The sequence below is a fragment of the Staphylococcus sp. TCBT05 genome, assembly GCF_055179755.1.
Map to the genome: position 1 here is coordinate 117,957 of NZ_JBUQDQ010000025.1, position 14,488 is coordinate 132,444.

The 14,488-nt window shown below is 31.3% G+C and carries 14 protein-coding genes; 11 read left to right on the forward strand and 3 right to left on the reverse strand.

The annotated features are described in order from the left end of the window. Positions 1 to 22: 22 nt before the first annotated feature. The 5 genes from sgtB (at position 23) to ACY191_RS06675 (ending at position 4,560) form a co-directional block, all read left to right on the forward strand. Positions 23 to 835, forward strand: a complete 813-nt coding sequence (gene sgtB / locus ACY191_RS06655) for a monofunctional peptidoglycan glycosyltransferase SgtB (RefSeq protein ID WP_463269964.1) — start codon at positions 23 to 25, stop codon at positions 833 to 835. Between the two features lie 211 nt (positions 836 to 1,046). After that, entirely contained in the window at positions 1,047 to 1,865 is an 819-nt protein-coding gene (recX, locus tag ACY191_RS06660; RefSeq protein ID WP_229366880.1) for a recombination regulator RecX, read from the forward strand. Beyond that, positions 1,843 to 2,157, forward strand: a complete 315-nt coding sequence (locus ACY191_RS06665) for a YfhH family protein (RefSeq protein WP_042739164.1) — start codon at positions 1,843 to 1,845, stop codon at positions 2,155 to 2,157. The genes recX and ACY191_RS06665 overlap by 23 nt, the downstream gene beginning before the upstream one ends. A gap of 15 nt (positions 2,158 to 2,172) precedes the next feature. Beyond that, positions 2,173 to 3,705 carry an ATP-binding cassette domain-containing protein gene (locus ACY191_RS06670; RefSeq protein ID WP_229366881.1) on the forward strand — a complete coding sequence of 511 codons (1,533 nt, stop codon included), beginning with the start codon at positions 2,173 to 2,175 and terminating at the stop codon, positions 3,703 to 3,705. Between the two features lie 9 nt (positions 3,706 to 3,714). Then, the gene (locus ACY191_RS06675) at positions 3,715 to 4,560 is read left to right on the forward strand and encodes a sugar ABC transporter permease (protein ID WP_042739162.1); all 846 of its coding nucleotides are present in this window, start codon (positions 3,715 to 3,717) and stop codon (positions 4,558 to 4,560) included. 118 nt (positions 4,561 to 4,678) lie between these two features. On the opposite strand, the gene ACY191_RS06680 is transcribed toward ACY191_RS06675, so the two are convergent. After that, the gene (locus tag ACY191_RS06680) at positions 4,679 to 5,656 is read right to left on the reverse strand and encodes a metal-dependent hydrolase (protein WP_042739161.1); all 978 of its coding nucleotides are present in this window, start codon (positions 5,654 to 5,656) and stop codon (positions 4,679 to 4,681) included. Positions 5,657 to 5,776: 120 nt separating this feature from the next. Between ACY191_RS06680 and mutY the strand changes: the two genes are divergently transcribed. From mutY to ACY191_RS06695, 3 genes are all read left to right on the forward strand, one after another. Then, entirely contained in the window at positions 5,777 to 6,823 is a 1,047-nt protein-coding gene (gene mutY, locus ACY191_RS06685) for an A/G-specific adenine glycosylase (protein ID WP_042739160.1), read from the forward strand. 74 nt (positions 6,824 to 6,897) lie between these two features. Then, positions 6,898 to 7,440, forward strand: coding sequence for a nucleoside tri-diphosphate phosphatase (ntdP, locus tag ACY191_RS06690; RefSeq protein ID WP_042739159.1), 543 nt, complete (start codon positions 6,898 to 6,900; stop codon positions 7,438 to 7,440). Positions 7,441 to 7,647: 207 nt separating this feature from the next. Then, the gene (locus tag ACY191_RS06695; protein WP_229366882.1) at positions 7,648 to 9,384 is read left to right on the forward strand and encodes an ABC transporter ATP-binding protein; all 1,737 of its coding nucleotides are present in this window, start codon (positions 7,648 to 7,650) and stop codon (positions 9,382 to 9,384) included. A 58-nt stretch (positions 9,385 to 9,442) separates the two neighbouring features. Here ACY191_RS06695 and ACY191_RS06700 read toward each other — a convergent pair whose 3' ends face one another. Continuing rightward, a complete protein-coding gene (locus ACY191_RS06700) occupies positions 9,443 to 10,537 on the reverse strand; it encodes an FUSC family protein (RefSeq protein WP_042739157.1) in 1,095 nt (364 codons plus the stop codon). Positions 10,538 to 10,613: 76 nt separating this feature from the next. After that, positions 10,614 to 11,903, reverse strand: coding sequence for a glutamate-1-semialdehyde 2,1-aminomutase (locus ACY191_RS06705; protein ID WP_042739156.1), 1,290 nt, complete (start codon positions 11,901 to 11,903; stop codon positions 10,614 to 10,616). An 81-nt stretch (positions 11,904 to 11,984) separates the two neighbouring features. On the opposite strand from ACY191_RS06705, the gene bcp reads away from it, so the two are divergent. From bcp to perR, 3 genes are all read left to right on the forward strand, one after another. Next, positions 11,985 to 12,440 carry a thioredoxin-dependent thiol peroxidase gene (gene bcp / locus ACY191_RS06710; protein ID WP_042739155.1) on the forward strand — a complete coding sequence of 152 codons (456 nt, stop codon included), beginning with the start codon at positions 11,985 to 11,987 and terminating at the stop codon, positions 12,438 to 12,440. Between the two features lie 6 nt (positions 12,441 to 12,446). Further along, a complete protein-coding gene (locus ACY191_RS06715; protein ID WP_042739154.1) occupies positions 12,447 to 13,397 on the forward strand; it encodes a phosphoglycerate dehydrogenase in 951 nt (316 codons plus the stop codon). A gap of 95 nt (positions 13,398 to 13,492) precedes the next feature. After that, a complete protein-coding gene (perR, locus tag ACY191_RS06720) occupies positions 13,493 to 13,942 on the forward strand; it encodes a peroxide-responsive transcriptional repressor PerR (RefSeq protein ID WP_042739153.1) in 450 nt (149 codons plus the stop codon). The last annotated feature ends 546 nt before the right edge of the window (positions 13,943 to 14,488 follow it).

Consider the following 14,488-nt stretch of genomic DNA (forward strand, 5'->3'; position numbering starts at 1 on the left):
AGCAATATAAAGGAGCTGCCGCATGAAAAGAAGCGATCGTTACAAGCAATCCACAATGCAGTCAAAAGAGAAAAATTATAATCAGCCCTATCACAACACTTATGTTCAACCGGTGAGTAAACCGCAGAAAAAGAAAAAAGGTAGGGGTTTAATATTCAAAATATTATTACCAATCGTATTAATCTTCGCAATTTTTATAGGTGTTATGTATGCCTTATCTTTGCAAGCAAATGTTGATGACTTAAAGAGTATAGAAGATAAATCAAGTTATGTATCTGCTGCAGACATGCCTAACTACACTAAAGGTGCATTTGTAGCAATGGAAGATGAACGCTTTTACAAACACCATGGCTTTGATTTCAAAGGTACTTCTCGAGCATTATTTTCAACTTTAAGTGACAATAATGTTCAAGGTGGTAGTACATTAACACAACAAGTTGTTAAAAATTATTTTTATGATAACGAACAATCCATCACACGTAAAATTAAAGAATTGTTTGTAGCGCATAGAGTTGAAAAGACATATGATAAGGATCAAATTTTAAGTTTTTACGTAAATAATATTTACTTTGGAAGTAATCAATATACAGTTGAATCAGCCGCTAATCATTATTTTGGCACAACAACGAATAAGAATAATTCAAATTTACCGCAAATTACTGTGTTACAAAGTGCAATGTTAGCCAGCAAGGTGAATGCACCTAGCGTATATGATTTAAATGATATGTCAGATAATTTTATTAATAGAGTTAAAGTTAATTTAGAAAAAATGAAACAGCAAAACTATATTACTGAAGAGCAATATCGTACAGCTATTGAACAATTAGGTGTATAAGTAGAAACTCAACATCTCACGTAGGTGTTGAGTTTTTTGTATCAATAATTTCAATATATAAAATTGTAATTTATAATAGGAAAGGTGGAACAGTATATATAGCTAATGAGGTAATATTTTTTTGAAATAAAGCTTAAAAAAACATTATAATAGTCACTATAATTCCATTCATATGTGATATAAGTTATTCTTATTAAGTGGAGTGAGTAAAATGCCGAAAATCACAAAAATAGAAGTGCAAAAAAACAATAAAGAACGATTCAATTTATACTTAGATGAAGCATTTGAAATGGGAATAGATGTTGATACTTTTGTCCAATTCAATTTGAAAAAAGGTCAAATCTTAGAAGCGAGTGATATGGAAAAGATTCAAAAATACGAGTCATATCGACAGGCTTTAAATGCAGCAATACAATACCTTTCTTATAGAAAAAGAACTGAATTTGAAGTACAACAATATCTAGTTAAGAAAGAATTTTCTGAAATGGTAATAGCTAAAGTAATTGATTATTGTCATAAAGAAAAGCTAATTGATCATAATGATTTTGCAAATAGTTTAAAAAATACAATGATTTTGACTACTGACAAAGGTCCTGGGGTATATAAACAGAAGTTGCATCAATCTGGTATTGAAAAATCAATTATAGATGAATACGGCCAACTATATGAAGCGGAACAACCTTTGGAAGATATTCTGAAATTAGCTAATAAAATTTGGAATCAAAAAAAGGGACCAAGTATTAAAAGAAAAGAAAAATTAACGCAATCACTATTACAAAAAGGCTATTCCTTTGAAAAGATAAAAGAAGTTATGTCTGAAATGGATTTTTCACAATCTAAAGAAGAGGTTGATCTATTAATACAGAAAGATTTAGAAAAAGTTTATAATAAAAATACGAGAAAATATACGGGTAGTCAATTGATCAATAAGACAATAGAAGGTCTTATGAGAAAAGGTTATACCTATGATAAAATCAAGTCAAAGTTAGAAGAGAGTGGTATCAGTAGTGGAACAGAAGAAATTGAGTGAGATGAGTGAAATTGAATTAAGACATGAAATTCAAGGTTATAAAGAAAAAATGAGAAAAGCTGAGATGAATGGCATTTTAAATGAATATGACGTCTATCAAAGTAAAGTCATTGTGGCCGAAAGCTATTTAGTTGATAGAACTAAAATAGAAATAGGTAAAATTTATAAATTAAATGATGGTACAGATAGTTATTTTAAGGTGGAACGTCTAAAGGGCATATTTGCATGGGGATTTAGAATTAATAGTTCAGAACCTGAAGAAGGATTGCCAGTAGCATTATTAAAATTGTAGAAGGATGACGATAGAATGGGTAGTTCAATTATTTTAAAGTTACTTAATGTAACGCATTATTATAGAAATAAACAATCTAAAAAATGGTATCTACCTTTTGGTTATGATGCTGAAGATATAGAATTGAATAATATTAACCTACATATCTATCAAGGTGAGGCTTTAGGTATTATTGGTGAACCAGAATCTTCTAAAGAACGTGTCGGTCGTATTTTGAGTGGTGAAATTAAACCTGATAAAGGTAAGGTTGTAAGAAAGACTGATTTATTTTATGCAGATATGCAAGATAGGTCGATGCAAGATAATACTGTACTTGATTATGTGAAAAATGCGGTATTATTATTTCCATATAAAGCATCTGAACATAAAGTGGAACAGATTTTAAAATATGCTCATTTAACAGAAGCGGAAACGACGAAGATAAATGAATTAACGGATGAAGCATATGCGCGTCTATTATTTACGTTGGCGCGTACATCTAATGCTAATATTCTTATCTTTAACCAAGTTATCACACATTTAGATGAGACATTTTTTGAGCGTGCAATTGAATTAACGGATGAATACATAAGCAAGAGTTTAACTATGGTCATGATAGAGGATGATGTCGAACGTGTTGCAAGAACGAGTAATTATATAGCATGGTTCTCACATGGTCAATTAAGAAAGGAAGGCTCACTGAAACAAGTCCTACCGCTTTATAGAGATCATGAAATTGATCGTACTTCTTTAGAAACAGCTGAGGAAAAAGAAAATTTTGATGTGGACTGGAAAAAATCTAGGGCACGTATACCTGAATTAACATATAACTTTAGACGCGTTGAACGTTATAATCATGTAAGACCACCAGTTTCGTTATATAGATTTTGGAGTTTAATCAGTATATTTTTAATAGGGCTGATCATAATGGCTCTTTTAATGTTCAATGACATTGGTAAATTAAATATTAACCAAAATATTGATCAGTCTACAATTCAAAACCAACATAAAAACCCATATGAAGAAAAGCTAGCGTATGGAATTGTACTTGCTGATTCTGTGAAATTAGATAGCATGCAGAATACTGCTGCAAAGACAGTTGCTAAATATGGATTTGTTACGATAACAGGAGAAAATACAAAATATTACCGTGTGGTAGTAGATAACAAGAATTATAGAATTGCGAAAAACAAATTACGTTATTTTGATCCAGCAGGTTTATTTGAATCACATAGTTTTAAAAGTATAGCACCATATATGCATAAAAATTATAGTAACTATAATGAATTTTTTAACAGTCACTTACATAAAAAGCATGGCAAAGTGACAGATTCGTTAGTACCAGAAACTGATAAAGATAATCGATTTGTTGTACCAATTGTACAACAGCCAATAGCAATGATTTTCAATGATCAAAATAAATTAACAGGCTTTACTATTCCGATAAAGGATAAAGATAAATTGAAAAAGAAATTTGATATTGAAGGTGACTTCTGGATTACTAAATCAGGTGACGGTTACTATATGGCAGATTTAAAAAATAATAAATGGTTATATATTGAATTGTAGGTGTGAATAATGATAGATAGTTTGATTAATTTTTATAAAAATATACCATATCTGTTAAAACATGTTTTGGTACGTTTTAAAGAAAGATGGATATGGTTTGTTGCGCCATTCGTTGCTAGCATTATTATCTTATTAATTATGATGTTGGTATTTAAAATGAATAACACAGAAGAAATAAAACAAGCGCGTGCGTATTATCGATTAGCAGCACTTACAAGCTTTTCTTTTATGTGGATAACGATTTACCAAGTTTATTTGATTTATAAGAAAGATTACTTCATTAGTAAGTTATATAATATAAATCCGATTTTCCAAAATATTATTATTACTATAGCGTCTAGTATCTTAATGTTTATTTCACTTATTATTATCATTTTTGCGACGCCAGTTAATATAGAAAGCTCTGTTATTTCCACATTATATTATGTGATAATGGCTTTAATATTCATGGTTGTTGTATCAACTATTATGGGTTTAATTTCTATATTAACGACGAAATTAAATTTAATATATTACATTATTTCAGCGATAACATTTTTTATTGTGCCAATTATTTTTATTCCAACTACAAATGAAGGTATTGTGACACATATTTTAATGTTAAACCCGGTATATTATCTTATTGAGGGCGTTTCCCAGTCAGTCGTTTTAGGCGCGTTGAGTTTAAATAATTTACCATATCATATTTACTTCTATTTATTTATTGGATTGTTATGTGTCATTATATATGCTTTGTATCGTACAATTGCTAATAAAAAATATATATTTTTTACACGTAAACAACAAAAAATAGCTAGCCAAACTGAAATTAATGATGAAGATTCTGAAGCAGTTCAAAATTCAAATCCTTCTTAATAGATACGTAATTAAAAAAATAACCCTTAGCTATCATTGTCAACGACTTAGACAAGATAGTTAAGGGTTATTTTAATTGCAAAATCTAACTTAGCATTCTAAAACAAATAGCAAATTGTTATTTTGCAAAAAGTTTTTTTTGCAGTTTATCTTCACTAAATACCCAACCAATATAGGAATGATCGATATTATTTTCCGAATCTAGATGTGCGATGGCAACAAAAGAATAATGTCCGTTTTTTAAATAACGTAAATCAATCAAACGAATTTCAGTAGTACCATCATCATTTTTAGTCGCTTGCCAACGATAAATAGAAGAAAAGTTTAAAAAAGTTTTAATGTTTTTATCGTTTTTTACATAGTCCATTAAATCGTCACTTGGAAAAGGATGACGTTTTGATTTATCACTAAATACAATGTTTCTACTAAAACTTCGACCAACGTAATCATATGACTCTGTTTGAATAGCCACGCGCCACTCAAAAAATTTCATGGTAGGTGCAACGAATACTTTGACCGGTTGATGCTCTTGTTGTATTTGTTGCAGTGCACGTTTTTTAATAATTGCTTGCATTCGAAACCGAATTATATAATATATAACAAGTACGCCAATTAAAGGGAAAAACACAGCAAAAGGATGTAATCCAATTACCCAAAGTGCAATGCCAATACACCATATTACAAAAATAATTGGATCGAATGTATTAATGACGCTAAGTTGAATCCATTTATTCGTAATAGGTCTCAATGCCTGTGTACCATATGAGTTGAATATATCTACAAATACATGTAAAAAAACTGCGAGTTGCGCCCATAACCATATGTGAGTGATATCAACATTTTTAAAGAATGTGAAGATAAATAATGCTATTAATAGAGGCCATAATATTGTAAAAGGGATTGAATGTGTGATACCTCTATGATTTGATATATAAGTTGCATTATCTTTTAGCTTTAGCACTGTATCACCGTCAGGGATGAGGGAGCCGACTACTAAAGTTGTTGCAGTTGCTGCAAAAGACCCAGCCATTGCAGGATCTTGAGTTGCTAAAGCGGTTAAGCCTATGCCCATGACAATATGTGTAGCTGTGTCCATAATGTTTCACTCATTTCGTATCAATGTTACATTTATTATAATCGAATTTTTAAAATAATAAAAATATCCCAACTAATTACAAGAAAAAAATTACGTGAAAAATAGAAAGAGATGTGTGTGATGTTTAAAGAAAATGAATTTAAAACGAATTTAGTTACATGGTTTGATGAAAATCAACGTGAAATGCCTTGGAGAGAAACATCCAATCCATATTATATATGGTTGAGCGAAGTGATGTTACAACAAACACAAGTAAAAACAGTTATAGATTATTATCTTAGATTTACGAAAAGGTTTCCCACAATTGAAGATTTAAGTAACGCACATGAAGATGATGTATTAAAATACTGGGAAGGATTGGGCTACTATAGTAGGGCTAGAAATTTTCATACAGCAATTAAAGAAGTCGCTGATAAATTTCAGGGGAAAGTGCCTGATGACCCACAACAATTTGCCGATTTAAAAGGTGTAGGACCATATACACAAGCTGCGGTTATGAGCATTGCATTTAACCAACCATTGGCGACGGTTGATGGAAATGTCTTTAGAGTTTGGTCTAGGTTAAATAATGACTACAGGGATACCAAATTACAGTCAACAAGAAAAGCATTTGAACAAGAATTATTACCATATGTACAAAATGAATCTGGTACATTTAATCAAGCGATGATGGAATTAGGGGCACTCATTTGTACACCTAAAGCGCCACTCTGTCTATTTTGTCCGGTTCAAACACAGTGTGAAGCATTTGAGAAAGGGACTGTATTGGAATTACCTGTCAAAACAACAAAAGTAAAGAAAAGACATATAAAGCAACATGTTTATATCGTAAAAAATGAAAATAATGAATATTTAATTGAACAACGAACACAAAAATTACTTAATCAAATGTGGGAATTTCCAATGTATGAGGCTGAAAGTAATGAAAGTATACAGCAAACGTTAGGACAGGAAATTTCATTTAATGAAAAACCTGTATATACATTAAAACATCAATTCACTCACATTACATGGGATATATCAGTGTTTGTTGCAGAATCAACGATAACGAAAAATTCACTTGTATTACCTGAAAATATGACCTGGATGAAACTTACAGATAAAGCATCATATAACTTTCCAGTAAGTATGACTAAAATTTATAATCATATTTGTCAGTCAGAGTAGGTCTAAACTCGTTGCAAGAAACAAAGATATGTTATAATTTAACTTGTGAAATCTAAGAAAAGGTGGTGTGGAGCATGGTTAAAGAATCCATACCTAAAGAAGGACAGACGATAAAGATTCAAAGTTATAAACATGATGGTAATATTCATCGTGTGTGGTCTGAAACTACTATATTAAAAGGTACGGATCATGTTGTTATCGGTGGAAATGATCATACTTTGGTCACTGAAAGCGATAGTAGAACATGGATAACGAGAGAACCAGCGATTGTTTATTTTCATTCTGAATATTGGTTTAATGTGATATGTATGTTTAGAGAAGATGGTGTATATTACTATTGCAATCTTTCGTCACCCTTTGTGTGTGATGAAGAAGCGTTAAAATATATCGATTATGATTTAGACATAAAGGTTTATCCAAATGGCAAATATCATTTGCTAGATGAAGATGAATATGAACAACATATGAAACAAATGAATTATTCATCTGATATTGATGAAATATTAAGACGTAATGTCGATATTTTACAACAATGGATAGAACAAAAGAAAGGGCCTTTTGCTCCCGACTTTATCAAAGTGTGGCGTGAGAGATATAAGAAAGTAAGAAATTATTAAGCATATTTAATGAGATAAGTTAGATAATCATTTATAGTAATATAGGTATGTCTTACAAAATGTAGTTATGCTATATTTTGTAAAAAATATAACTGTAATCGCTAGCGTAATGATTAACTAACTAAGATAATGCGTTTACAACAGCCTTAGTTGAATTTCAACTTGGGCTGTTTCATTTGTAATAATATTTTTGGGGGGAAATGTATTATGATTCGCAGATATTTAAAGTTTGTGCAACCATATAAATGGCGAATCATTGCTACAATTATTATTGGTATTATTAAATTTGGTATCCCTATGTTAATTCCGTTATTAATTAAATTTGTTATTGATGATGTAATAAATAACGGTGACATATCGACACCAGAAAAATTCACAAGATTATCTATTGCTCTGGGTATAGCAGCATTTATTTTTGTGATTGTCAGACCACCAATAGAATTTTTAAGGCAATATTTGGCACAATGGACAAGTAACAAAATTTTGTACGATATTAGAAAGAAATTATATAACCATTTACAAGCATTGAGCGCTCGTTTTTATGCTAATAACCAAGCAGGGCAAGTTATTTCAAGGGTGATTAATGATGTAGAACAGACAAAAGATTTTATACTTACTGGCTTAATGAATATCTGGCTAGACTGTATAACAATTGTGATTGCACTCAGTATTATGATGTTTTTAGATGTGAAATTGACATTGGCAGCAATCGTAATCTTCCCGTTCTATATTTTAACTGTTTATTTTTTCTTTGGCCGTTTGAGAAAGTTAACACGTAAGAGATCTCAAGCACTAGCAGAGGTTCAAGGATTTTTACATGAACGAGTTCAAGGTATGTCTGTCATTAAGAGTTTTGCTATTGAAGATAATGAAGAGAAAAATTTCGATAGACATAATAGACACTTTTTAGATCGTGCGTTTAAACATACTAGATGGAATGCCTACTCATTTTCAGCAATTAATACTGTGACAGATATTGGTCCAATTATCGTAATCGGCGTGGGTGCGTATTTTGCGATTACAGGAAATATTACAGTTGGTACTTTGGCTGCATTTGTGAGTTACTTAGAACAACTATTTGGACCGCTCCGTCGATTAGTTTCTTCATTTACAACATTAACTCAAAGTTTCGCGTCTATGGATCGTGTATTTCAATTAATGGATGAAGGATACGATATAAAAAATAAAAAAGGCGCATTACCAATTGAAATTAAAAAAGGTCATATCGAACTAGATCATGTTAGTTTCAAATATAACAGTGATGAATCTACTATATTAAACAATATAAACCTTGATATTAAACAAGGTGAAACAGTAGCATTTGTTGGTATGAGTGGTGGAGGTAAATCAACCTTAATTAATTTGATACCGAGATTCTATGATGTTTCTGATGGTGAAATCCGCATTGATGGTACAAATATTAAGTCTTATCTTACGGGTAGTTTAAGAAACCAAATTGGTTTAGTGCAACAAGATAATATATTATTTTCTGATACAATCAAAGAAAATATTTTACTTGGGCGACCAGATGCAACTGATGAAGAAGTGATAGCAGCAGCTAAAATGGCGAATGCTCACGACTTTATCATGGATTTATCTGAAGGATATGACACTGAAGTTGGTGAAAGAGGCGTAAAATTATCAGGTGGTCAGAAGCAAAGAGTTTCAATTGCACGTATATTCTTGAATAATCCACCAATTATTATTCTAGATGAAGCGACAAGTGCATTAGATTTAGAAAGTGAAGCCATTATTCAAGATGCGTTAAACGTATTAAGTAAAGATCGTACAACGTTAATTGTGGCTCATAGATTATCTACCATTACACATGCTGATAAAATTGTGGTTATTGAAAATGGAGAAATTGTTGAAGGTGGTAATCACGAAACCTTATTGAGTAAAAAAGGTGCGTATGAACATTTATACAGTATACAAAATCTTTAACAATATATAGAAGAAACCCCAAACACTAATAGTTAAGTTAGTGTTTGGGGTTCTTTTGTTATAAGTCAAAATCTTCTGCCTCAATATCAATTTCATTGTCATTACGATGATAAGAAAAGAAACTGATACGCAATCGGTCGAGATGTTCGAGTATATATCGGTATTCTTCGATTGCTGCAATGATTTGCATTATATTTGCATATGAATATTCTGTTTGATAAGGCGATTTAATAATTTCCTTCTGAAAGGCATCCATTAAATCTTTCTTTTGTGGATTTTCAATTTGACTATCTAATTGACCTACATCATATCTTGCTCTTTTGGATAGACTGACAAATATTTGCTCATGATATGCAATAAGCGTATCAATTTCTAACTTTATTTGTAGTAATAATTCGTGGTTGAGATTGTGCAAGTCATTTTGATAGCGATTCATTCTCTTTAATACTTCATACGCTTGTCTAGTACTACGAACGACTTCTTTAAATAGTATCTTCTTCCTATTTTGCGAAAAGACTTGCTTCTTGGTCCATGGATTTTCCTCTTCGTAATAACCAAATACCTGTTCTAATCTATTGATACGCTTACTAATCAATCCTCTATCTTCTTTAATGTTCTGATATTCAGAAGTATCATTCAAGACTAATTTAAACCACACGAATATGTCAGAGCATATGTTTTGAGAATTATAGTATATTTTCGATTCAAACTTTGGTGGTAAAAATAACAGATTAACAACAGATGAACTTAAGACGCCAATCATAACAAGTACGAAACGATAAAATGCAGATATATAAAAGTTTCCAGTGTGCTGTCCCATAATTATCAATGCTGTCACACTCGCTAAAGTCGCCACATGTGCGAGGTTAAATCGGAATAATATAGCTATTAATAAGATGACAGTGACTCCTAATATGACTACGTTATTACCAAACACTGTAACCATAGCTACAGCTAATAAAGCTCCTACTACATTACCAAGTGCTTGTTCTGATACAATCTTTAGCGATCGATAGACACTTGGTTGCATTGCGACTACTGCACTGACTCCAGCAATTGCTTTTAATCCAGCTTCATTAGGTAGTAGAGAAGCGATAAACAAAGCAAGTATAATAGCTATACCTGTTTTGAGAATACGAGCTCCTAATTTCAAATGTACCGCTCCTTCATCATAAAATATTATTTTTTATTTATACTTGTTATACAACGATTGTCGATAAAATTCAAGTTTATTTCATTTGGCTAAATGCATAGTCAGCAGCAGCTAAAGTTTGGTCAATTTCTTTTTCAGTATGTTCTGTAGTTAAGAACCATGCCTCAAATTTGGAAGGTGCTAAATTAATCCCTTGATTCAACATTAATTTAAAGAATTTTGCAAAGGCTTCTCCATCTGAATTCTCTGCTTGATCATAGTGTGTTACTTTTTCATCTGTAAAATAGAGTGTCAATGCGCCATAGACTCTATTTACTGTTGCAGTAATGTTATGTTTACTAATTAATTCATTTAATCCATCTTCTAATCTTTTACCTAAATTATCAAGGTGTTCATAAACACCATCTTGTTCAAGAACTTCTAATAAAGCTATGCCAGCTTTCATTGAAAGAGGGTTACCTGCCATTGTACCAGCTTGATAAGCAGGGCCTAAAGGTGCAACTTGCTCCATAATGTCTTGTTTACCACCATATCCGCCGATAGGAAGTCCGCCTCCGATGATTTTTCCAAAAGCAGTTAAATCAGGATAAACTTTATATAAATCTTGGGCACCGCCGTAATGGAATCTAAATGCTGTGATAACTTCATCATAAATTACTAAACTACCATTATTATGTGTAAGTTCATTAACTTGTTCTAGAAAACCTGGTTTTGGTTCCACCATACCAAAGTTTCCTACTATTGGTTCAACTAATACACAAGCTATATCATCTCCCCAATATTCCAATGCTTCTTTATATGATTCAATATCATTGTAAGGAACTGTAATTACTTCCTTTGCAACACTTTCAGGAACACCTGCAGAGTCAGGGGAACCTAATTGGGATGGCCCACTACCAGCAGCTACTAATACTAGATCTGAATGTCCATGATATTGACCAGCAAATTTCACAATTTTATTACGCTTAGTATATGCTCGAGCTACTCTGATTGTGGTCATCACAGCTTCTGTTCCAGAATTAACAAATCTTATTTTTTCTAAAGAAGGAATTGCATCGCGTAATTTTTTAGCAAAATCAATTTCTAGTTCTGTAGGGGTACCATATAACACACCAGAAGCAGCCTGTTCTTGAATTGCTTTAGTAATATGTGGATGTGCATGACCAGTAATGATAGGTCCGTATGCCTGTAGATAGTCAATATATTTATTTCCATCAACATCAAATAAGAAAGGACCTTGTCCAGAACGCATCATTACAGGAGCGCCACCTCCAACGGCTTTATATGAGCGAGAAGGTGAGTTCACCCCTCCTAATATATATTCATTAGATGCTTGTTGAAGTCTTTCACTTTCAGTAAAATTCATTAATATCAACCTCTTTTAATTTTATATTTTCGCCTATTATCGTATCATAAAATTAATAATAAACAGAATAGGGTGAGTTTGATGTTGAAAAAAGGCGATATGTTTCCACAATTTAAATTAGAAAATCAAAATGGTGAAGTTATTTCTAATGAAACAATTAAAGGTAATAAGACAGTACTTTACTTCTATCCGAGAGATAATACACCTACTTGTACTACGGAGGCTTGTGACTTTAGAGATAACTTGGCTAGCTTTAATGAACTAGGTGTTAATGTATTTGGTATTAGTGGTGATAGTAAGAAAAAACACCAAAACTTTATTGAAAAATTAGGGTTAAATTTTGATTTGCTAGTTGATGAAGATTTCCAATTATCCAAAGCTACAGGTGTTTATCAATTGAAGAAATCATTCGGTAAAGAATCTATGGGAATTGTTCGAACAACATTTATATTAGATGAAGAAGGAAAAGTCATAGATGTTATTGAAAAAGTAAAAGTAAAAACACAGATGGAAACACTTAAGAATATATTGGGGTGATGTTAGGTGAAAGTCGTGAGTTTGAAAAGATTAGGAGATTTGGAACAAGAGCTGACAAATCGGTTTCCAGATGTCGAATTTCTTTTTACTAAAGGTGTAAATGAAATTGCTAAATCTGATAGATCAACGCTCGATATTTTAATTGGCTATGATAGCAACTTAGATGAAAGCTTTTTAACTGAATGTCCAAACTTAAAATGGATAGCATGGTATGCAACGGGTGTTAATAAACTGCCGTTAAATTATATAGCTAATCAAAATATTTTACTGACAAATGGTAAAGGAATTCATGCAAAACAAATGGCAGAGTTTATTACTGCCTTCATCTTAGATGATTATAAAAAAATGAGAACTTCATATATAAACCAACAAAATAAAGTATATGATTCCAAACTAACAGCTGATAGAGTGGGTAAACAAACCGTACTTTTTTTAGGTACAGGAACAATTGCTCAAAGAACAGCGCATGTGTTACAAGCTTTAGATATGAATATCCTAGGTATTAATACTACAGGGCATAAAGTAAATGGCATTAATAAGACCTATGCATTAAAGGAGTTATTGAGTGTATTACCGGAAGCGGATATAGTAGTTAACACATTGCCAGAAACAGCGAACACGATTCATCTATTAACAAGTGAGCATTTCTCACAAATGAAAAATACAGCATTATTTATAAATGTTGGTAGAGGATCCATTGTTAAAGAAGATATATTGATTAAAGTGTTAAAGGATAGCGTAATAAGACATGCTTATCTGGATGTTTTTGAGAAAGAGCCTTTAACGCAACAAAATGAGCTGTTTAATTTATCAAATGTAACTATAACTGCTCATATAACAGGCAATGGAAAGGAAAACTTCCAAGAAGCTACAGATTTATTTACAAAGAATCTAACTCATTTTCTCAATAACAACCATCTAATTGAGAATGAAGTTGATGCGAAACAAGGTTATTAATGGATTATAATGTTTGTATATTGACATATTCCTTAATTAGAAGTTATATTTATATTAAGTAATAATAATTATTAAATAGAAAGATGGTGAACGATATGAGTGCAGAGATGGACACAATTGAACATGAGTTAGAAGATTCAATAGCATCTTTAAGAAATGCAGGGATTAGAATCACACCTCAAAGACAAGCAATATTAAAGTATCTTATTGCATCAGAGACACATCCTACTGCTGACGAAATTTATCAAGCACTTTCACCTGATTTTCCAAATATTAGTGTTGCGACAATATATAATAACTTACGTGTCTTTAAGGATATTGGACTCGTTAAAGAATTGCCTTATGGTGATTCCTCTAGCCGATTTGACTTTAATACACATAATCACTACCATGTGATCTGTGAGAGTTGTGGTAAGATTGTAGACTTCCATTATCCACAGTTAGATGAAGTGGAACAATTAGCACAACATGTAACAGACTTTAATGTTACGCATCACCGAATGGAAATTTATGGACTATGCAAAGATTGCCAAGATAAAAAGTAAGAGTAACATCGTTATAAATAACTAATTATAGAAGAAACACGTCTCAATTTGATTGATTCGTGTTTTTTTTAATTTCAAAATTTATAGCAATTAAAGTTGCTGCTGAATTAAACAGGGTAGTGATTTTGAATATTTATAATACGAAAATTAAAACCTTTTTAAAATAATGATGCTTAAAATCATGAAAATGAGGTAAAATATAAGCAATATAGCCACAAATATTTACACTATTTTAAATCTATGTACATATTATCGATAATTAGTAATTACAAAGGTAAAATTAAACCTAAAAATATTGATAAATATGATTGACGATTACGAATTCTCTTGATATTATATAAAAGTCGTCAAAACAAGGCGGCGAACGAATTTAACTTCTCAAACAAATATTTAAAAAGTGTAAATTTGACACTTGTTAATGTGATTGAAAGGTTATACAATATTAAATGTTGAGTTAACAAACGCAACAAACTTAATAAAATAAAAAAAGAAATTTATTCTTGACTTAATAAAAACTTAATGTTAAAATAAATTCTTGTAACACAT